The sequence below is a fragment of the Ferrimonas senticii DSM 18821 genome (assembly GCF_000422665.1).
Classification (GTDB): Bacteria; Pseudomonadota; Gammaproteobacteria; order Enterobacterales; family Shewanellaceae; genus Ferrimonas; species Ferrimonas senticii.
The window spans coordinates 193,321-212,144 of sequence record NZ_KE383898.1 but is presented as its reverse complement, the minus strand read 5'-3'; the positions used below and the strand labels follow the sequence as shown (position 1 = coordinate 212,144).

Below are 18,824 nucleotides of genomic sequence, written 5' to 3'. Positions count from 1 at the left end.
TCAGTTCGCCATCAACCAGCGCAGCGAGGAGATCGCCGCAGGCGAAATCTCTCCTAGGTGCGCAGCACCGCCGCGCAGCGGCATGACCGCCAGAGATTGATGAAAAGCATAACCCAATCCCCTCACTTCAACGCCACCATTGCCAGCAACATCTACCGCAATGCCCTACTCTGCCAGCAAACCAGCTAGGTTCGCTAACCTGCCGTCAATCGGCTCGCTGATCTCAAGCCCCAACACTTTAGCCGCCAGCGGATAAACATCGACCACGGTGGCTTTATCAACACGGCTGCCAGCGGCAAAGGCTGGCCCAAAACCAAGCAGCAGAGTATCCATCTGGTCATCAACCTTGGGATCAAAGCCATGAAAACCCGCCGGCGGCGATTTGGCATCGCTGAAGGTGATGAAGTGGCTGTTACTGATTAACAAGGCATCCCCCACCGCTGGGTGATCACGGTAGTGCAACTCGGTTGGGATCTGCGGTTGCAGAAAAAATTGACTGTCGCTGTGGTCACCAAGCAACTGCGCTAAGCGGCGCAGATCGGCGGCTTTATTGGCGCCGCCACGATGATAAAAACGAACGGTCGAGCCACTGCCGCTGATGCGGAATATTTGCCGAAACTGGCGCCAACTGGCCAAGCGCTGATCCAGCAGTAGCGTTGGCATAGCGGTAACGTCGCGCATACCGTGATCGCCAGTGATGATCACATTTACCGCCAGCGGCAACTTGGCCAGTTCCGTAAACAGCTGCTCCAATTTGCTATCTAAACTGCGCAGCGCCCGTTTGGTCCAAAAACTTTCTGGGCCCCAATCGTGACCGGCACGATCGACACTAGAAAAGTACACCATCGCCAAGTCCACCTGTCGCTGCCGAAACCACTGCAGTACTTGCCGAATGCGCTGACGATGACTGGTTTTGCTGTCGTATTGTTTAAAGTAGCTAGGGCGAAAACCGGCGATCTTGGCCTCCGATCCCGGCCAGAAGAACACCGCACTGGTGCGCCCTTGTTGCTCGGCCAGTGACCAGATTGGCGTCCCTTGATAAAACGCGGCATCGGTTACCGCCTTGGGATCCGATAACTTATAAGCGCGCTGCAATGGCGGCGAATAGAATCGGTTGGCAACAATGCCGTGATGTTCTGGATAAAGTCCGGTCGCCAATGACAGATGATTGGGAAACGTTTTACTGGGATAAACCGGTTGCAGTCGCTGCACTTGAGCACTTTGCGCTGCCAGTTGTTGTAAAAACCGCGGTTGATGCAGGCTAAGGTAGTCCCAGCGCAGCCCATCGATTGAGATAATCAGCAGCTTTGCTGATGACGAAGCTGTGCTGTTGGCCGTCAACGGCATCACCAGCATGAGCAGCATCAATCCAAAAAACCACCGTCGTTTCAAAACACTACCCCTTTGATTGGCTTTCCCCTAGCATCAGAGAACCGCGTTCAATAAGCAACCACACAAGGGGTGGAACGGATGCCCGCCAGTCGCTTCAATCGTCAGCAACTCGCCATTATGACGGTTATCGTCGCCCTACTAGCCTACTTAAGTTTGTGGCCGGTAGCGATAAGCCCAACCGCATGGCAACCACCGACCAATCTTGGCTATCAAGGGGTGTATCAGGCTAACGATAAATTAAGCCAGTTAACCTTAATTACGACCCCAAGCGCAGGCCCAGAAGCGGTCGCGGTCAATCGTCATGGGCAACTCTACTTTGGCCTTAGCAATGGCGACATTGCTCGGCTTAATGGTCAGCAAGTGGAGATCGTCGGCAATACCGGCGGCCGTCCTTTGGGGCTGCGCTTTGATAAGCACGACAATTTGTATATCGCCGATCCTCTGCGCGGACTGCTGCGGCTTAGCCGTGACGGCCAATTGCAAACGCTGCTAACCGAGGTGGCCGGTAAGCCGCTGCTCTACGCCAACTCAGTAGCCATTAGCCGCGACGGCAGCATCTATCTATCGGAATCGAGCCAGCGCCACAGTGCTGCACAATATGGCGTTTTCGCCGCCAGCCTATTAGACATCAATGAACATCGCGGCAGTGGCCGCATCATCCGCTATCGTCCCAGTGATGGTCACAGTGAACAGCTTTATTCCGGAATCAACTTTGCCAACGGCATTGAACTTATCGACAACGAGCAAGGATTGTTGGTGGTGGAGACCGGCAGTTACCGGCTGTTAAAGCTGCACCTAACTGGCGCTCGCCAAGGGCAAACCGAGGTGTTTATCGATAACTTACCCGGCTTTCCCGACAACCTGAGCCGTGGCGCCGACGGAACCTATTGGCTTGGGCTGGTCTCCCCGCGCAATGGCCTACTGGATTGGATGGCGGATAAGCCAGTTCTGCGTACCGTGGTCGAGCGCCTACCCGCTTGGCTGCGTCCTAAGCCTCAGCGTTATGGCCATCTGCTGGGACTGAACAGCAACGCCGAGATCCGCGCTAATTTGCAAGATCCCAGCGGCCGCTTTGCCTTTGTCACCGGCGCAGCAGCCCATGGCGACAAGCTCTATCTGTCCAGTCTGCACGACAGTGCCATTGGCATCTGGCAACGTTAAAGCAATCGGCAGTAGTCACTGACCGCTTTAGGCGTCGATGGCGTCAGCGATTTTTGCGGCGTACCAAGGTAAAGAAAACCGACGATTTCATCGTCGCCATCCACTCCCAGCGCCTGTCGTACCAACGGATCACGAGCGTAACTGCCGGTACGCCAAATACCGCCAAGCCCCAGCGCTTGGGCCATCTGCTGCATCTGCAACAGCGCACAGCCGGCAGTAATGTGTTGTTCAAGCGCCGGTACTTTAGGGTGGGCTTTAACCTTGGCAATAACCGTGATCACCATCGGCGCTCGGGTTGGCAATAACCGCGCCCGCGCCAAAGCCTGCCCTTGCTCGCCATTGGCGCTGGCGGCGGCATAAAAGATGTCACCGAGGCGATTAAGCCCCTGCTGCTGCGCCACCACAAATTCATAGGGTTTAAGCATGGCATGGTCCGGTGCCCGCAGCCCCGCTTGTAAAATCAGTTGCAGCTGCTCAGCATTCGGTGCCGGTTCGCTTAGGCGCGGATTAGAGTGGCGATTCAGTAACAGTTGCTGCGCATCCATGGCGACTCCTTAACTCAATTCCAACTGTTGCCATCCTAGCGGATTTAGCGTGGCTTATGGCTCTGTTCCAACGCCAAAAGAAACTGCTTAATCGCCAATCCGCCGTTGTAGCCAGTCAAACTGCCGTTGGCCCCAATCACCCGGTGGCAGGGAACCACCACTGCCAATGGATTTTTGCCATTGGCGGCGCCCAGGGCGCGAACCGCTTTAGGACGGCCAATCTGCTTGGCCACCTCACCGTAACTGGCAGTGACGCCATAAGGGATGGTGGTTAAGGCCGTCCATACCTGCTGCTGAAAGTCGGTGCCGTTAGCGGCCAATGGCAACTGAAACTGCTGGCGCTGACCGGCAAAATACTCGGTCAATTGCTGCCGCGCCAGCGCCAAAGCCTGATCGTCCCGTTGCCAGTGTTCGGCAATTGGCAGCGGTTCGCTGCCGTGTTGAAAATTCACCGCCACTAGGCCGTGCTGATTTGCTACCAGTAACAGCGGCCCTAGCGGGGTCGTCAGTTCACTGTAGCGCAGTGAAGATTGGGTCATTTGCATCGTCTTTTACCATCGATTGCCACAACAAGGTGGTGGCGTAGCTGCGCCAGGGGCGCCACTGCTGGCTAACCTGCGCTAGCGCTTTATCATTGTCGGCCAACTGCTGTTGCTGCGCCGCTTTGCGTAAAATCACATCCCCCAGCGGCAGTGCATCGGCATCGTGACCGCAACGTAGCCGCCAATAGTTTACTGTCCAAGGCCCAATCCCTTTCAGCGCCAACAACTGCTGTTGAACGCGATCCAGATCAAGCCAATCCTGAGGTTGCCAGCTGGCTACGGTCTGCGCCGCAAGTTGCAAACTGGCCTTGCGGCTGTGGGGCATCCTCATCGGCGTTAAATCCAGCTGGCTGACTACCTCGGCGGTAGGGATCCCAAAACCACCTTGGGCCTGATGCAGTGCCACCAGTTGCTGGAGCAACTGGCGCCCAGCGGCGATGGTGATCTGTTGGCCAAGGATCGCCCGCAACAACGTTTCCCACTCATCAAAATAACTGGCTACCCGAATGCCTTGATAGCGCTGCGACAATGCTTGAAGCTGTGGTTGCAGCGCCAAATGTTGAGTAACCGCCTCACTATCGCAAGCGCAATCCCACATCCGTTCGATGGTGGCTCGCAGCCGTGGCAATGCCGTCGCTTCAATCCCCTGCAATTGCAGCAGCAGTTGCTCTGATTGCGGCTCAACTGAAAACCACTGATCCGGCGCTAGCCAACGCTGGTAACGGCCATCGGTCACTTGCTCAACGCCCGCGATGGCGCGTTCGGCAAAAAACTTGAGTAGGTATTGCGGGGCAAATGGTGGCCGCAACGGCAAGCGCAATTGCAGCGTGGTCGCAGCCACTGGCGCGGTTTGCTGGCGAAACGTGCGCGGCGCCATGCGGTAGTGTTGACTAAAGGCATCGTTAAAGCGGCGCACGCTGTTAAAGCCGCAAGCCAACGCCACGTCGGTGATCGTCATGTTGCTGTCGGTCAGTAATTGCTTGGCTTGCAGTAATCGTTCGGTTTGCTGCAATTGCAGCGGCGATACCCCAAGATCTTCAACAAACCAGCGCCGCAATTGTCGTTCGCTAACAAAGCAATCGGCTGCCAGTTGCGCCACCGTCAGTTGTGGTTGTTGCTTTAGGCGCTGCAGCGCTCTGGTCAATCGGGGTGTCCGGGCCCGCCAATCACCGGCACTTGGCGCCAACTCTGGCCGGCAGCGCAGGCAAGGACGCAACCCAGCCTGTTCAGCTAAGGCAGCACTGGCGTAGTAACGAACGTTGCGTTCCAGCGGCGGACGCACTGGGCAGATCGGGCGACAGTAGATGCCGGTGCTGTGGACGCCAGTAAAGAATCGCCCATCGAAACGGCGATCTTTACTGAGTCGCGCTTGGCGACATTGTTCGGGGCAGAGTATGGCGGTAGTCATCGCCACAGCTTAATCCAGTTGTCTGACGACCACTAGCCAATTTCGGACATGCTATTACGCGCGATTAGACACGATTGCGCGTCAGGTAATAATCAATGCTGGTATAGCGACCGCCGCCGAGGAAAAACAGCGCCAACAGCATAACGAAATAAGTCATGGCAAACTCAATGCCGTTATTCAGGATCACCAATTTGCCAGAACTGGTCAGCCAGTCGTAATTGCCGTGTTGTTGCAAGATGGCCTTGGCCCGATCCAATTTTTCAACCGATTCCAGTACTCGCTCGTTGGCCAACCACGACGAGGCATCAGCAATCGCCAACCAGCCGTTTTGCCAATGCACCGCAAACGCCGCCACCAACATGGTAACCATCATCGGCAGCGCCACTAGCCGCGTTAACAACCCGACCAGAAGTAGTATGCCGCCGAAAAATTCGGTTGCCGCCGCCAACGCGGTCATTAATTCCGGCATCGGCAAGCCGAGCCCCCAATCGGGGTTACCAAACCACGCGGCAGTGTCACTGAAATTGGCCAACTTATTGTAACCGGCTTGGATCAGCACCGGCGCCAGATACAGGCGCAGTGCCAGCGACGCAATCCCTTCTAACGCCTGAGTTTTAGTAAAGGTGCGGTGCCACAATTGGATAAGGCTGTTCATCGGCATTTCCTATTAACGAAGTATGCTTATCAAGACCCAGCCGATTTCATTTTTCTTTCAACACGCCCTAATTAACAACTATTACTGACGATGCAGCTCGGCAAAATCCTGCTGGAACTTGGCCAGTTCCTTATCTAATTTAGCGGATTGTTTGGCGGTTAAGCTGTGCTGGATGTCGGTCAATGCTCTCAGCAGCAGTTGCTCGTTGGCATCACGCATGGCTAGCAGCTCTGGCGACTTTAACCGGTCGTAATCGACCAAAAGCAGGTTCAATACTCGCTGCAACTCGGCGGTATCCGCCCGCTGACGTAAGCCGGTTTCCAGCAACTGCTGGTAATGGCCTCGATAGGCAAACCACATCTCAACTGAACGATGGCGATCGCTGTTGTATTGCTCAATGTCTCGCTGCTGCTGCTTGGTAAGCGCCCCAAGTCGCTTCTCCATCCCTTGTTTCATCTGCTTATTGGAACGCACAATCCGTTTGGCCAGCGTTAGCTCAAGCTCCTCTTGTTTCAGCTGTTGCTCTTGCTCAGCAACGGTGTCAATGATTTGCGCCACTTGGCGGTCAGACAAACTCTGGATCAGCGGGATAAGATTGGGGATCACGTGCTGATAAAGCCGATCCCAATGCTGATTAAGCCGTTGACGATGGGCTTGGATCTCGGCAGCGGTTAGCGGTTGCTGCAAGTCTCGCCGCAGCTGCGACAGGTGCTCAACATAGCGGGGCAATTCGTTTTGCCGGTGCCACGCTAAGGTGGTGGCAATTAAGCTATCGAGTTGCTCACTTTGGCGGTCATTAAGTTCGACGTAATCATCCAGTTGCCAGGGGATCAGCCAATCTAGCCAGTTGTATGTCCATTTGACCGAGCAGCCACTTAACAGCAGCAAGCCGATTGCGACAATCCATTTGCGCATCCCTACTCCTTCTCATCCCTATTCGCTGTGATTCAAGTTGACCCCACCGGTAATGAACTTACACACCAGCACATTTTTGCCAAAGCGCTGATGGCAGGCAGCCAACTCGGTTGCCAATAACGCCATCACCGCCTGATGGTCGCCCTGCAACTGAGTGCTCATGCCATTGGTGTGTCGCTCTATCTGCGGATACTGTTTTAATCGCTCTACTAAGTATTGGATCACTTCCAAGTAATTGTCGGTCAGGGGATAAAGGCTTAACTCAACGGCCAGTTTCATCGGCTCTCCTTGTTCGGGATGGTCTCATCAACCTAACCAAATTGCTCAGCAAGCTCCAGTCGACAAAAAACCAGCCACAGGGGCTGGTTTCTGACGCCGCCACAAATTCAGAACTACCCCAGTAAAAAATGGGCTCTGGCGGTGGCGATCGGCTGTTTGCGGCTGCTTTGCCAACAGACAATATTGACGTTGGCCACCCGTCGACCTTGGCGAGTAATGCTGCACTCGCAATAGCTTTCCTGCAGATGACCAGCGCGCAGATAATCGATGGAGAAGTCGACGATCTTCGGCACTTTGGGGGCCCGCATCATCACCATCAATTGGATGATTGCGGACATCTCCATAAAGCCAGCAATCACCCCGCCATGCAGCGCGGGCAACATCGGATTGCCGATATTCTCCGGTTTCGGTGGTAAGCGGAACACCATCTCGTCACCAAATTGCTGGCACTGCATGCCGATAAACTGGGCGTAGGGCACCAGTTGCAGCAAGGCTTCAAAATCTTTGTTGATCGAAGCCATCTGCAGTTGCATCTCGAACGCCATTAGCCCCCCTCCATATCTGCACGAAAACGATCGGTGACTAACTCTGGGCCAATCCGCATAAAGGAGCCGACCGCTTGCGCTAACGGATCACTGATATCCTGCTGATACAAAACCGCCCGCACAAAAGCGATGCTAGAGGTCAATTTATGGCACTCGGCAAAGCAAAATACCGGCTGCTCTGGGATCGCTGCCATCATGTAATCAACCCGCAGATCTAAGGTCGGTGACAATTCAACCGCAGCGGTAGCGTGACGCAGCGCGCACACCACCGCCGCCCCACAAGCGGTATCCGCAAGGGTGGTGATCACCCCGCCGTGGATCACTCCAGTGTCCGGATAACCGATGATCCGGGTTTGATAGGGCAACTCCAACACCACATGGCGTTCGCTGGCTTCAACGGTGCGGATCCCCAAGCTGCGACACTGCGCCAATTGACTAACAAAGCGCTGCGCGTATGCGGTTAGGTTGACCTGGCCTCGGCGCGGAATGGCCATTACTGCTGCGCCAGCATACGCCCCAGTGGCTTACCGCCAACCAGATGCATATGGATATGGAACACCTCTTGGCCGCCATGCTGATTACAGTTAATGATTAAGCGATAGCCGTCATCGGCGATGCCGCGCTCTGCTGCGATTTGGCTGGCTACCGTGATCATCCGCCCCAGCGCCGGTTCATGCTCAGCAGTGACGTCGTTAATGGTTGGGATCAATACATTCGGGATAATCAACACGTGGGTTGGTGCCTGCGGACTAATGTCACTGAAGGCGGTCACTAACTCATCTTGATAAACGATGTCAGCAGGAATTTCACGACGGATGATTTTGGAAAAGATGGTTTCTTCAGCCACGGGCATGGTCCTTAACAAGGGTCAAATAAGGTTTCTTAAGGTAAGTATAAAAGCCTGTATCACCAACATAAACTCACCTGCGACATGGTTTACAGCCAGCCGCTTATGTTGGCCGAGTTGGCACTGACAACGGCACTGACTTCTGTCTACAATCATCAACAAATTCAACAACTACAACAGCCGCCATGATTCACTACCAAATTCAAGCCAGCGATCCCCACGCGCACCTGTTTCGCGTCGAGATCCGCACTGATATCGCCGCCTCACAGCAGCAATTTTCACTGCCGGCCTGGTTGCCCGGCAGCTACATGATCCGCGATTTCGCCCGTCACCTAATCGACATTCGCGCCTTTGATAGTAACGACGAAGAGATTGCACTAACCCAGCTTGATAAACAGACCTGGCAGGCCGACAACCACAGCGGCAGCTTGACGATCTGCTATCAGGTGTACGCTTGGGATCTGTCGGTGCGCGGTGCCCACCTGGATCAAACTCACGGCTTCTTCAATGGCTCGGCGACCTTTGTGGCGCTGCACGGCCTCGAAGATAAGCCGGTAACCATGGAGCTTCTGCCCCCTGTTGGTGATGGTTATGACGACTGGAAAGTTGCGACGGCGATGCCACTTGATGGCGCAAAGTTGTATGGATTTGGTCGTTATCGGGCGGCGGATTACGCCGAGCTTATCGATCACCCGGTGGAGATCGGCGATTTTACTGTGGCAACCTTTGAAGCGGCTGGCGTGCCCCACGACTTGGTCCTGAGTGGCCGCCACTGGGCTGACACCGACCGCATTTGCGCCGATCTTAAAAAGATCTGTGAAAAGCAGATCGCACTGTTTGGCGGCGCGCCGTTCGACCGTTATCTGTTTATGACCCAGGTGGTGGGCAGTGGTTTTGGCGGCCTAGAGCATCGCGCTTCAACGGCGCTGGTGTGCGGCCGTAACGATTTGCCATCGGTAACCGAAACTGAGCTAAGTGAGGGCTACCGTACCTTCTTATCGCTGTGCAGCCACGAATACTTTCACAACTGGAACATCAAACGCATCAAACCGGCGGTGTTTACCCCGTACGATCTGAGCCAAGAAAGCTACACCAATCAGTTGTGGGCTTATGAGGGGATCACCTCCTATTTTGACGATCTCACCGTCTATCGCGCCGGCTGCATCGATGCCGAAACCTACCTTGAACAGGTTTCACAGCTAATGACTCGGGTTACTCGCGGCCCCGGTCGCTTGTTGCAAACCCTGCGTGATTCCAGCACCAATGCTTGGACCAAGTTCTACAAACAAGATGAAAACGCGCAAAACGCCATCGTCAGCTACTACACCAAAGGCTCGATGTTTGCGCTGTACTTGGATCTAACCATTCGCCTAGAGACCTATAACAACCACAGTTTGGATGATGTGATGGTGCAGTTGTGGCGCCAATACGGCCAAACAGGGATTGGCACCAACGATAACAGCCACCAGCGCATTGTCGAATCGTTGCTGGGGCGCAACGCCGATGACCTGTTCGCCTGGTTAGATAATAGCGATGACTTGCCATTGCCAGAGTTATTGGCGCAATTTGGCTGCCAGATGACTCTGCGTAACCACGCCGGTGCCAATGACAAAGGTGGCAAGGCCAGCAACGTTAACCAACTGGATCTGGGGGCACGCTACAGCAGCGGCAGCAACGGCGCCGAGATCACCACCGTCCGCAACGGCAGTGCCGCCCACCAAGCCGGTTTAGCTGCCGGTGATAAACTGATTGCCATCAACAATCTGCAAGTCAGCGGCGATGTCGAGCAGATGCTGGCGAAATATCGTCAAGGTCAGCGGCTACCGATCCATTGGTTCCGTCGCGACGAATTAATGACCAGCATCCTTGAACTGCGAGCCGCAGAGCCCGATACTGTCAGTATCACCATCAGCGACGAGGCGCTGCTATCTCGCTGGCTTTAGGCAAATGATGGATTTTGGAGGTAACTATGACGCAACCCAACAACGAGCTGCAATCCTTGTTACAACAACGATTTAAAGACGCAAAATCCATTGCTGAGCTGCGCGAGCGTCTGCGCGACATCGAAGAAGAACTGCACGCCGCCTTTGCCGATGAACTGTCTGGCTTTGCTGATCGCGAAAAAAGCGACATCGACCACCACAGTTACTGAACCTAGACCGCTATCAGCGATGAGCTAAAAACCAAAACGCCACTGCAGGCTAACCCGCAGTGGCGTTTTTGCATCAAGCGCTGGCGTTTATTTCAATCCAGCGATAGCGCGATTGCACACCTGCAGGGCTTTGCTGCGACAATCGATCTTCACTGACAGATCCCGCAGCAGACCGTCAGCGACATCGTAGATCAAACCGTGGATCGACAACTCCTGCCCGCGCTCCCAAGCGGCCTCAACGATGGTGGTTTGACAGGTATTCATCACCTGCGCAATCACATTGAGCTCGCACAAGCGACGAAAGCGGGCCTCTTCGTCCAACTGCTCCAACTGTTCACAATGGGTCTCATAAACCGCTTTAACCGAACGCAGCCAGGTGGTCGCTAACCCCAAGCGTTTGTCTTGTAAGGTGGCCTTTACCCCGCCACAACCATAATGACCTACCAACAAAATGTGCTTCACCTGCAAAATGTCCACCGCGTACTGCAGTACCGACAATGCATTGAGATCGTTATGGCTGACCACATTGGCGATATTTCGGTGAACAAACACCTCGCCCGGTTCCAAATCGATGATCTGGTTAGCCGGCACCCGACTGTCGGAGCAGCCAATCCACAAATATTCCGGCGACTGCTGCTGCGCTAAATGGGAAAAGAAATCGGGCTTGTCGGATTTAATCCGATCAGCCCACGCGCGATTGCGCTGCAGAAGGTGTAGAAGTTCAGCCATGCTGCCCCTTTAATCATTATTGTTGTTGCGCAACATCCAGCGCTGGGCACGAGATTAGCTGCTGTGCAATTGGGCCTGACTGTCCATGTGGCTGCCGACATCATTGTCGTGGTTTGCAAGGTTGTACAGCCGGACGCGGTTGCGCCCGGCTTGCTTGGCTTCATAGAGTGCTTTATCCGCCCGCTGTAACCAACGAGCTTGGCGCTTACTGAAACGCGCATCGGCGTAGACCGCGCCAATGCTGATAGTGATGCTGATCGGTTGCCCCTGCTCGCTCACGGCAATCGGTTTCTCCGCTACCAGCAGTCGCAATCGTTCCAGCATCTGCTGCGCCGCCTCGAAGCCGACGTAGGGTACTAGCAACACAAACTCTTCTCCACCGTAACGTGCCACCAGATCGTTCTCTCGGGAAAACAGTTGATTCATTCGTTGCACCAACGTGCGCAAACAATCATCACCAACTAAGTGGCCGAAACAATCATTAACCGACTTAAAATGATCGATATCGACCATCGCCAGCAGCAACGGCTGCCCAGAGCGCATGCTGTGCTGACGATAAGATTCAAAACTGATATCAAAATAGCGTCGATTAAAGGCCTCGGTTAAACCATCGCGCATCGCCAACTTTTTCAACTGGGCGTTGGCTTCAGAGAGCTCTTTGGTGCGCGCCGCTACCTGTTGCTCCAACTGCTGCTGGTAGGCATAAAGATTACGGCGTTGACTGGTTAATTCACTTTGCAGCAGTTGCAACTCTTTGGCAGCGTAGCTATTGAGTGGTCGCTGTGATTGTTCGGGGTGGTATGGCAGCGCCATCTGCCGCGCGAGTTGCTCCAATGGGCTGGTCAACAGCCCACAAAGCCGACGCGTTACCGCCACCGCCACCAGCAGCCCCAGCGCCAAGATCCCTAAGCCGATAATAAATTGCTGCTGCGCCTGCGCCATAATCGGCTGGAGGGGTTGCATCAGCTGCAAAGTCCAACCATGCCCCAAAGGATAATCAATCTGATAGACCTCCTCTGCCAGCGCAAATGGCGCCGTCAATTGCCGCCGCTGCACCAGACTATCAGGGTGTAACAACTGCCCCTGGCCTGCGCTAATTGGCGTTAGAGGCTTAAGCCCTAGCTGCTCAGAGGCGACCACCACTCGCTGTTGGCCATCGGTGATCAAATAAAATTGATCCGGCGCCGGATCGAGCACCTCAACCATGCCCTGTAGATCCACCGACCCCTCAATGATCCCAGCCACCTGGCCAAACTCGTCAAACCAAGGGGCGCTGATCGCAACAATGATCTCATCGCCAAAGCCCTGCCCTTGAAAGGCCCCTGAGACATATTGGTCGGCACCAGCAAGCACCTCGATGAAGTAATCCCGCTGTGCCACGCTTACCCCCAATAGCTCGGGGCGCAACGGACTGGTGGCGATAACGTTGCCGGTGCGATCCGCCACTAACATCGTTAACCACTGTGGCAGCTGTTGATGTAGCTGTTGCAGTTGTTGCTGCTGAGCAGCGAGATCGTTGGGCAACCATTGGCCAGCGCTGCGAGTCAGCGACAGGTAGCGTCCCAAAAAGCGGTGAGCGTTATCAGCAATGCGATTGCCATCTTGCTGCAGTTGCGTCAGCAGCAACTGTTGCTGGGAATTGATCAAGTAACTGCTGTAGATCAGCATGGTGCTCATACTGATCAGCATCAACAATAACACCGTGACGTAACTGATCTTCTCCCGAAAGCCTCGTTTAAACAGCGGCTGAGTGCATACCCTGCGCCACCAGCGACTGGGTAACATCAACAGTAACAGCGACGCAATTGCGGCGTTAATTAACCCATTAAAGCCCTGTTTAAGCACCACAAAGGTCAGCGATGGATCATCCGGTGCAATCACCATAACAGCGACATACAGCAACGGCATCCCCAACAACAGCCAGAACGCCGCATCGGCGTATAGCAACAACACACCGCGATGACACAGTCCCCATACCACCGCCGCTTCTAACATCAACAGTAGCAGCGGCAGTGGATGCTGCCATTGCCAAGCTATCACGCTGCCAGCAACTGCCGCCGACAGCAGGGCTTCGACTAACCCTAATCGACTTACCGCCAGCATCACCAATGCCGCACCAAGCATCAATTGTGCGCTGGCAAATAGCGGCAACGGCCAAGCATTAATCAGCGCCGCAGCGCCGCCCAGCAGCACCGCGAGCAGTATACTAATTGGCGATTTGACCAAGCTTGCAGCCAGAGCGCCCGAGCGAGGATCTGTCATTGGCGCACGACTCAATAGCGAAGAAATTAGCCGCATGGTATCAACATTGGTGAGAATTAGCCCCATTCTTGGTCATAAAAAACGCGGCCAAAGCCGCGTTTACTATTTGTTTTGTAAACGTAATTTATGGGGCTAAGCGGTCAATTTGCCACTCTTCACCATGACGCTGATATAAAAAACGGTCATGCAAACGTTTGGCCCCGCCCTGCCAAAACTCGAAACTGTCGGCTTCGACCCGGTAGCCGCCCCAAAAGTCCGGTAACGGCACTTCACCGTCAGCAAACTTTTGCTTCATCTTCATAAAGCTGCTTTCCAGCACCGAACGGGCACTGAGTTTACTGCTCTGCGATGATGCCCAAGCCCCCAACTGGCTGTCACGCGGACGACTGGCAAAATACTTCAGCACCTCGGTGGTGGCTAACCGGGTTGCTCTGCCGGTAATGTGCACTTGGCGTTCTAACGCATGCCAAGGAAATAACAAACTGACCTGATTGTTGTCAGCAATGTGCTGCGATTTGCGACTACCTAGATTGGTAAAGAACACCAAGCCGCGCTGATCAAATTGCTTTAACAACACAATGCGCTGAAATGGTTGGCCGTCACTGTCGACCGTCGCCAAACTCATCGAGGTTGGATCCAATAGCTCAGCGTGATTGGCTTGCTCTAACCACTGTTCAAACAATGGTAACGGCGTTGACGGCAGATCTTGGCGTCGCAACCCCCCTTGCAGATATTCGCGACGGATGGCGGTTAACTCTTTCAACTTAGATTCCTTGTAAGTTCAGACGCGCTAAGTGTACCTCAGTGGTAATCATCGCCGCAGCAGTCTAGCTCGGCAACTCTCACATCAAATTACAAATTTGCTTGTGGATATAAATCAAAGGCTTTTGACCATTAGAAGCGCGCAGATCTAGTATGGTTGAGCACAATGACAACAAACACCAAAGGGACCATGGGATGAAAAAGCTAATACTCAGCAGCCTCTGTGCCGGTGCAATTGCACTGACCGGCTGCAGCCAAACCAGTGCACCGGAACCAAGCGCCAGTGCGGTGGCGGTTAATCAGGCGCTGTCGTCCGGCATCGATATGACCGCCTTTGACTACGGCGTGCGCCCACAGGACGACTTCTACGATTACGTCAACGGCACTTGGCTGAAGAACAATGAAATTCCCGCCGATCGCACCAGCACCGGGATCTTCTATGACCTGCGGGAAAAAGCCGACAAAGACGTTCGCACCATCATCAATGATCTTGCCGCCCGTGACGATCTGATTGACGGTAGCGACGAACAGAAAGTAGCTGCCCTATATAACAGCGTGATGGACACCGAGACCATCAACCGCCTTGGGATCACCCCAATTCAAGCCGAACTGGATAAAATCGCTGCGATAGACTCCTACCAAGAGCTAGCTCGTTACTTCGGCGAAGCCAGCACCTATGGCGTCGTTACCCCGTTCGTACCGTACGTCTCGATTGATGCCAAAAACTCCAGCACCTACGCGGCACACATCTATCAATTTGGCTTGGCGCTGCCGGATCGTGACTACTACTTCAAAGACGATGAACGATCGCGGACGCTGCGTGCCGACTATCAACAGCACATCGCCAACATGTTTGAACTGGCTAAACTGGGCGACGGCACGCAAGCGGCTAAAACCGTGATGGCAATTGAAACCGCGCTGGCGGAGTATCACAACACTCGAGTTGAAAACCGCGATCGCGCTAAAGCCTACAACAAACTGTCTATCGCCGAATTAAAGGCGCTGCAGCCAGATTTTGATTGGGACGCCTACCTGACCGCCGCCGATTTAGGCAACATCGATTACATCATCGTTAACCAACCGAAGTACCTCAAAGCACTGGGCGGGATCCTCAAGCAGTTCTCCGTCGCCGATTGGCAAACTTACCAAAACTGGCATCTGCTCAACAGCACCGCGGCACTGTTGTCAGCAGAGCTCGAAGCGGAAAACTTCGACTTCTTCAGCCGTAAGTTGCAAGGCCAACAAGAGATGAAGCCACGCTGGAAAACCGCGGTCAGTATCGTTAACCGCGATCTCGGTGAAGTGGTTGGTAAGGTCTATGTCGCCAAGCACTTTAAGCCAGAGGCCAAAGCGCGGATGACCGAACTGGTGGAGAACCTGCGCAAAGCTTACGGTCAGTCGATTGATGAGCTGAGCTGGATGGGCGAAGAAACCAAAGTCAAAGCCAAAGCCAAATTGGCGGCTTTTACCCCGAAAATTGGTTACCCCGATAAATGGGAAGACTACTCTTCATTAGAGATCAAAGCCGATGATTTGGTTGGTAACCGCAAGCGCGCCGCGCTGCTGAACCACCAGCGTGATATCGCTAAGATTGGCGGGCCAATTCACACTTGGGAGTGGCATATGACCCCGCAAACGGTCAACGCCTACTACAGCCCAACCGCCAACGAAATCGTATTCCCAGCCGCTATTTTGCAGCCGCCATTCTTTAATATGGACGCCGACGATGCGGTTAACTACGGCGGTATTGGCGCGGTCATTGGCCACGAAATGGGCCACGGTTTTGATGATCAAGGATCCCGCTACGATGGCGAAGGCAACCTCAATAACTGGTGGACTGATAAAGACTTAGCCGCTTTTAAAGCCTTGGGGGGTGAGCTAATCAACCAGTACGACAGCTTTGCGGTATTTGACGATCTTAACGTTAACGGCAAGCTTACCTTGGGCGAAAATATCGGCGATCTGTCCGGCGTTACCATCGGCCTTAAAGCCTACAATCTGTCGCTGGGTGGCCAGCCAGCACCGGTGATTGATGGCATGACCGGCGAGCAACGTCTGTTTGTTGGTTTTACCCAGATCTGGCGCTCCAAGAAAAAAGAGCAAGCGATGCGTAATCAGGTAGCTACCGATCCGCACTCGCCGGCCAAATTCCGCGCCAATGGGCCACTATCGAACGTACCGGAGTTCTACGAAGCCTATAATGTTCAACCCGGCGACAAGATGTATATCGCTCCGGATAAACGGGTGAAGATCTGGTAAGTCACCGTTAACCATCTAACCCCCTGTGCTTGCCTAAGTTCAGGGGGTTATTTTTCAGAGAACGTCAATGAAACGCATTGTTGCTGCAGTCGCGCTGCTATTGGCCATCGGCCTTGCTATTGGTATTGGTTACCACCAGTTACCACAACCCGCTGCGCCACAAGTGATTGCCCTGCCAGAATCCACCAGCACACCACTGCCACGGCGTTTTACCTTATTGAATTGGAACATCCAAAAACGCAGCTATGAACCCCAGTGGCAGCAGCAGTTGGCCGAGATCCTAGAGCGCCAGCAGCCACTGCTATTGATGCTGCAAGAAGTGGCATTGCAACCGGCACAAGGCGATCCCAGTCCATTGCCTGCCAACTTCGCCCCTAATCTTGGCCTGCATGCGCCCTACTCTGGGGTACTAACCGCCGCCAGCAGCCCAGCCTTGAGCGCCCAAACCTACCTTAGTACACCAACTGAACCGCTGAGCAACACTCCCAAAGTGGCCCTGTTTTGCGAGTATCAACTGGCTGACCAACGGCTACTGGTAATCAATATTCACGCCATCAACTTTGTTGACGACGACAGCTACCGGCGACAACTCAGCCAAATTGTTAACGCCGCTGAGGCTCACCAAGGGCCGTTGATCCTTGGCGGCGATCTCAACAGTTGGAGCGACAGTCGCACCGCCATCCTCAATCAGCAGATAGCCAAACTGCAGCTGCAGCCTGTAACCTTCAACCAGCAGCAAAAAATCAAAGCGTTCTTCGGCCATCGCTTGGATCACATCTATGTCAGCAACCACTTCAGCGTTATTGACGCCCAAGCGCTGCCGAGCTATCAAAGTAGCGACCACATTCCAATGATCGCCACCTTGGAGCTGCGCTAACGCTATGGAACAGCTGTTTCAGATCGCCACATGGACCATCGCCGCCAGCTACTATCTGCTGGTAGCGGTCGTGGCGTTACGGGTAGCACTGAAACGGCGGGTGGTTGGGGTCTCCTTTGCTTGGCTGTTGCTGATCTTTATCATTCCCATCGTCGGCGTATTGGTTTACATGCTGTTTGGTGAGCGCTTTTTAGGGCGCAAACGCAAACGCCGCGCCAGCAAACTCTACAACCAACTGCGATTGTGGTTTAGCCAGTTGGAACAGCAAAACCCACGGTATCGCAGCAACCTAGGGCCGCACGCTCACCCGATCCACCGTCTCTGCGTCAAACAACTGGGGATCCCCAGCACCTTAGGCAACCGGCTACAACTGTTAACCAGCCCGGAACTGATTTTTGCCAGCTTTTTAGACGACATCGCCAACGCCCAGCAAAGCATCCAGCTAGAGTTTTATATCTGGCATCCCGGAGGCCAGGCCGACGTGGTAGCAGAACAGTTGATGGTTGCCGCCAAACGTGGGGTTAAGGTGCATCTGATCTTAGATGCCGCCGGCAGTCGCGATTTTTTCAACAGTCGCTGGCCAGCGGCAATGACCGCCGCAGGCATCCACGTGATTGGCGCCCTTACCGTTAACCCGCTGAAGATGTTCCTGCGGCGCATGGATATCCGCCTACATCGCAAGATTGTGGTGATCGATAACCAAATTGGTTACAGCGGTTCGATGAATATGGTCGATCCCGCCTTCTTCAAACAAGACGCTGGGGTCGGTCAGTGGATTGATGTGATGTTGCGGATCAATGGCCCGGCCGTCACCACCTTAGGGGCTATTCACGCATGGGACTGGCAAGTTGAGGGCGGCGAGGCGATGCAGCCGCTGCTGCCCGACAGTTTTGCCGACGATCACGGCGCCTGCAGCGAATTTGCACTGCAAGTGATCCCCTCTGGAACGGCCTTGCCAAGCAATGTAATTCAACAGGTGCTGCTGCTTGGGATCTATCACGCGACCAAACGGATCACTCTCTGTGCGCCCTATTTTGTCCCCAGTGAACACCTACTGGAGGCGTTGATCACCGCCGCCGCTCGCGGCGTTGAAGTCGAGATCATCTTACCGGATAAAAACGATTCGCTGATGGTCGGTTGGGCCAGCCGTTCTTTCTTTGCCGAGTTGCTGGAGGCTGGCGTCAGCATCTATCGCTTTCAAGGCGGACTGCTGCATACCAAAGCGGTGCTGTTTGACGACGAGCACTGTCTGATCGGCAGCGTTAACTTGGATATGCGCAGCCTACAGCTTAATAGCGAGGTAACCTTGGCACTGGACGATCCTGCCCTGTGTTTGCAGCTCAAACAGCTGTTGGCTGGCTATCGCAACAGCAGTTACGCCATGAATTACCATCTTTGGCGGCAACGGCCGCTGCCAAGCAAACTGCTAGAGCAGTTTTTCTACATGTTTGCGCCACTCTTGTAACTGCCTCGTATCTCCCCTAAAGTCAGCGC

General features: G+C 54.2%; 19 protein-coding genes. 6 read left to right on the top strand and 13 right to left on the bottom strand.

Features of this window, described 5'->3' with window-relative positions:
- Nucleotides 1–165: 165 nt before the first annotated feature.
- Nucleotides 166–1,365: an alkaline phosphatase family protein gene (locus tag G506_RS0114130; RefSeq protein WP_028117426.1), complete on the bottom strand. Its 1,200-nt coding sequence runs from the start codon at nucleotides 1,363–1,365 to the stop codon at nucleotides 166–168.
- Nucleotides 1,366–1,470: 105 nt separating this feature from the next.
- Here G506_RS0114130 and G506_RS0114125 point away from each other — a divergent pair, with 105 nt between their 5' ends.
- Entirely contained in the window at nucleotides 1,471–2,553 is a 1,083-nt protein-coding gene (locus tag G506_RS0114125) for an SMP-30/gluconolactonase/LRE family protein (protein WP_028117425.1), read from the top strand.
- Here G506_RS0114125 and G506_RS0114120 read toward each other — a convergent pair.
- The 9 genes from G506_RS0114120 to hinT form a co-directional block, all read right to left on the bottom strand.
- On the bottom strand, nucleotides 2,550–3,098 hold the full coding sequence (locus G506_RS0114120; protein ID WP_028117424.1) for an NAD(P)H nitroreductase: 549 nt from the start codon (nucleotides 3,096–3,098) through the stop codon (nucleotides 2,550–2,552). The genes G506_RS0114125 and G506_RS0114120 overlap by 4 nt on opposite strands.
- 44 nt (nucleotides 3,099–3,142) lie before the next feature.
- Nucleotides 3,143–3,637 carry a methylated-DNA--[protein]-cysteine S-methyltransferase gene (locus G506_RS0114115; protein WP_035387372.1) on the bottom strand — a complete coding sequence of 165 codons (495 nt, stop codon included), beginning with the start codon at nucleotides 3,635–3,637 and terminating at the stop codon, nucleotides 3,143–3,145.
- Nucleotides 3,609–5,048, bottom strand: a complete 1,440-nt coding sequence (locus G506_RS19840; protein ID WP_051202155.1) for an Ada metal-binding domain-containing protein — start codon at nucleotides 5,046–5,048, stop codon at nucleotides 3,609–3,611. The genes G506_RS0114115 and G506_RS19840 overlap by 29 nt, the downstream gene beginning before the upstream one ends.
- Nucleotides 5,049–5,112: 64 nt before the next feature.
- Complete coding sequence (locus tag G506_RS0114105; protein ID WP_028117422.1) at nucleotides 5,113–5,709, bottom strand: HvfX family Cu-binding RiPP maturation protein; 597 nt, start codon at nucleotides 5,707–5,709, stop codon at nucleotides 5,113–5,115.
- A 75-nt stretch (nucleotides 5,710–5,784) separates the two neighbouring features.
- Nucleotides 5,785–6,618 carry a DUF6279 family lipoprotein gene (locus G506_RS0114100; RefSeq protein ID WP_028117421.1) on the bottom strand — a complete coding sequence of 278 codons (834 nt, stop codon included), beginning with the start codon at nucleotides 6,616–6,618 and terminating at the stop codon, nucleotides 5,785–5,787.
- Nucleotides 6,619–6,636: 18 nt separating this feature from the next.
- Complete coding sequence (locus tag G506_RS0114095; protein ID WP_028117420.1) at nucleotides 6,637–6,897, bottom strand: YkoF family thiamine/hydroxymethylpyrimidine-binding protein; 261 nt, start codon at nucleotides 6,895–6,897, stop codon at nucleotides 6,637–6,639.
- Nucleotides 6,898–7,010: 113 nt separating this feature from the next.
- Nucleotides 7,011–7,442, bottom strand: coding sequence for a PaaI family thioesterase (locus tag G506_RS0114090; RefSeq protein WP_028117419.1), 432 nt, complete (start codon nucleotides 7,440–7,442; stop codon nucleotides 7,011–7,013).
- Nucleotides 7,442–7,936 (bottom strand): PaaI family thioesterase, encoded by a 495-nt coding sequence (locus G506_RS0114085; RefSeq protein WP_028117418.1) that lies wholly within the window; start codon nucleotides 7,934–7,936, stop codon nucleotides 7,442–7,444. Before G506_RS0114085 ends, G506_RS0114090 begins: the two co-directional genes overlap by 1 nt.
- Nucleotides 7,936–8,289, bottom strand: coding sequence for a purine nucleoside phosphoramidase (gene hinT, locus G506_RS0114080; RefSeq protein WP_028117417.1), 354 nt, complete (start codon nucleotides 8,287–8,289; stop codon nucleotides 7,936–7,938). Before hinT ends, G506_RS0114085 begins: the two co-directional genes overlap by 1 nt.
- Nucleotides 8,290–8,474: 185 nt before the next feature.
- Here hinT and G506_RS0114070 point away from each other — a divergent pair, with 185 nt between their 5' ends.
- Both G506_RS0114070 and G506_RS0114065 read left to right on the top strand, forming a co-directional pair.
- Nucleotides 8,475–10,232, top strand: a complete 1,758-nt coding sequence (locus tag G506_RS0114070; RefSeq protein ID WP_028117416.1) for a M61 family metallopeptidase — start codon at nucleotides 8,475–8,477, stop codon at nucleotides 10,230–10,232.
- Between the two features lie 26 nt (nucleotides 10,233–10,258).
- On the top strand, nucleotides 10,259–10,441 hold the full coding sequence (locus G506_RS0114065) for a hypothetical protein (RefSeq protein WP_028117415.1): 183 nt from the start codon (nucleotides 10,259–10,261) through the stop codon (nucleotides 10,439–10,441).
- An 87-nt stretch (nucleotides 10,442–10,528) separates the two neighbouring features.
- Here the strand turns inward: G506_RS0114065 and can are convergent, their stop codons facing one another.
- The 3 genes from can to pdxH form a co-directional block, all read right to left on the bottom strand.
- Nucleotides 10,529–11,170, bottom strand: a complete 642-nt coding sequence (gene can, locus G506_RS0114060; protein ID WP_028117414.1) for a carbonate dehydratase — start codon at nucleotides 11,168–11,170, stop codon at nucleotides 10,529–10,531.
- A 54-nt stretch (nucleotides 11,171–11,224) separates the two neighbouring features.
- Complete coding sequence (locus G506_RS0114055; protein ID WP_028117413.1) at nucleotides 11,225–13,432, bottom strand: sensor domain-containing diguanylate cyclase; 2,208 nt, start codon at nucleotides 13,430–13,432, stop codon at nucleotides 11,225–11,227.
- Between the two features lie 124 nt (nucleotides 13,433–13,556).
- The gene (pdxH, locus tag G506_RS0114050; RefSeq protein WP_028117412.1) at nucleotides 13,557–14,195 is read right to left on the bottom strand and encodes a pyridoxamine 5'-phosphate oxidase; all 639 of its coding nucleotides are present in this window, start codon (nucleotides 14,193–14,195) and stop codon (nucleotides 13,557–13,559) included.
- A 194-nt stretch (nucleotides 14,196–14,389) separates the two neighbouring features.
- Between pdxH and G506_RS0114045 the strand changes: the two genes are divergently transcribed.
- From G506_RS0114045 to cls, 3 genes are all read left to right on the top strand, one after another.
- Complete coding sequence (locus G506_RS0114045) at nucleotides 14,390–16,453, top strand: M13 family metallopeptidase (protein ID WP_028117411.1); 2,064 nt, start codon at nucleotides 14,390–14,392, stop codon at nucleotides 16,451–16,453.
- A 67-nt stretch (nucleotides 16,454–16,520) separates the two neighbouring features.
- Nucleotides 16,521–17,330: an endonuclease/exonuclease/phosphatase family protein gene (locus tag G506_RS19835; protein WP_051202154.1), complete on the top strand. Its 810-nt coding sequence runs from the start codon at nucleotides 16,521–16,523 to the stop codon at nucleotides 17,328–17,330.
- A 4-nt stretch (nucleotides 17,331–17,334) separates the two neighbouring features.
- Nucleotides 17,335–18,795: a cardiolipin synthase gene (cls, locus tag G506_RS0114035; RefSeq protein WP_028117410.1), complete on the top strand. Its 1,461-nt coding sequence runs from the start codon at nucleotides 17,335–17,337 to the stop codon at nucleotides 18,793–18,795.
- The last annotated feature ends 29 nt before the right edge of the window (nucleotides 18,796–18,824 follow it).

Coding starts and splice junctions, on each gene's coding strand:
- G506_RS0114055 (WP_028117413.1), bottom strand. CDS start 13,432: ATGACAGATCCTCGCTCGGGCGCTCTGGCTGCAAGCTTGGTCAAATCG.
- G506_RS0114120 (WP_028117424.1), bottom strand. CDS start 3,098: ATGGATGCGCAGCAACTGTTACTGAATCGCCACTCTAATCCGCGCCTA.
- G506_RS0114100 (WP_028117421.1), bottom strand. CDS start 6,618: ATGCGCAAATGGATTGTCGCAATCGGCTTGCTGCTGTTAAGTGGCTGC.
- G506_RS0114085 (WP_028117418.1), bottom strand. CDS start 7,936: ATGGCCATTCCGCGCCGAGGCCAGGTCAACCTAACCGCATACGCGCAG.
- G506_RS19835 (WP_051202154.1), top strand. CDS start 16,521: ATGAAACGCATTGTTGCTGCAGTCGCGCTGCTATTGGCCATCGGCCTT.
- G506_RS0114095 (WP_028117420.1), bottom strand. CDS start 6,897: ATGAAACTGGCCGTTGAGTTAAGCCTTTATCCCCTGACCGACAATTAC.
- cls (WP_028117410.1), top strand. CDS start 17,335: ATGGAACAGCTGTTTCAGATCGCCACATGGACCATCGCCGCCAGCTAC.
- G506_RS0114105 (WP_028117422.1), bottom strand. CDS start 5,709: ATGCCGATGAACAGCCTTATCCAATTGTGGCACCGCACCTTTACTAAA.
- G506_RS19840 (WP_051202155.1), bottom strand. CDS start 5,048: ATGACTACCGCCATACTCTGCCCCGAACAATGTCGCCAAGCGCGACTC.
- G506_RS0114130 (WP_028117426.1), bottom strand. CDS start 1,365: ATGCTGCTCATGCTGGTGATGCCGTTGACGGCCAACAGCACAGCTTCG.
- G506_RS0114045 (WP_028117411.1), top strand. CDS start 14,390: ATGAAAAAGCTAATACTCAGCAGCCTCTGTGCCGGTGCAATTGCACTG.
- G506_RS0114090 (WP_028117419.1), bottom strand. CDS start 7,442: ATGGCGTTCGAGATGCAACTGCAGATGGCTTCGATCAACAAAGATTTT.
- G506_RS0114115 (WP_035387372.1), bottom strand. CDS start 3,637: ATGACCCAATCTTCACTGCGCTACAGTGAACTGACGACCCCGCTAGGG.
- G506_RS0114070 (WP_028117416.1), top strand. CDS start 8,475: ATGATTCACTACCAAATTCAAGCCAGCGATCCCCACGCGCACCTGTTT.
- can (WP_028117414.1), bottom strand. CDS start 11,170: ATGGCTGAACTTCTACACCTTCTGCAGCGCAATCGCGCGTGGGCTGAT.
- G506_RS0114125 (WP_028117425.1), top strand. CDS start 1,471: ATGCCCGCCAGTCGCTTCAATCGTCAGCAACTCGCCATTATGACGGTT.
- G506_RS0114065 (WP_028117415.1), top strand. CDS start 10,259: ATGACGCAACCCAACAACGAGCTGCAATCCTTGTTACAACAACGATTT.